This is a genomic window from Mesorhizobium sp. WSM4898 (assembly GCF_029625845.1).
Taxonomy (GTDB): domain Bacteria; phylum Pseudomonadota; class Alphaproteobacteria; order Rhizobiales; family Rhizobiaceae; genus Mesorhizobium.
The window spans coordinates 1-236 of record NZ_JARTVQ010000056.1; the positions used below are offsets into that span (position 1 = coordinate 1).

The 236-nt window shown below is 64.0% G+C and carries 1 pseudogene; it reads right to left on the minus strand.

Annotation, left to right across the window (positions count from 1 at the left end):
- Positions 1-236, minus strand: a pseudogene (locus tag P9228_RS30935) (Zn-dependent hydrolase); the annotation flags it as partial.

A 236-nucleotide genomic window follows, 5' to 3' on the forward strand; every position in this document is an offset into this window, starting at 1 on the left:
TCTCCAGGATGCGCGCCATGGCGAGCCCTGCATTGACGCGCATGTTCATTGGCGTCGATCCGGTGTGCGCCTCTCGGCCGGTCAGCGTGAACTCCAGCCACCACAGGCCCTGGCAATGGGTCACCACGCCGATCTGCTTGTTCTCGGCTTCGAGGATCGGCCCCTGCTCGATGTGATATTCGAAATAGGCGTGCATCTTGCGCGCGCCGACCGTCTCGTCGCCGACCCAGCCGATC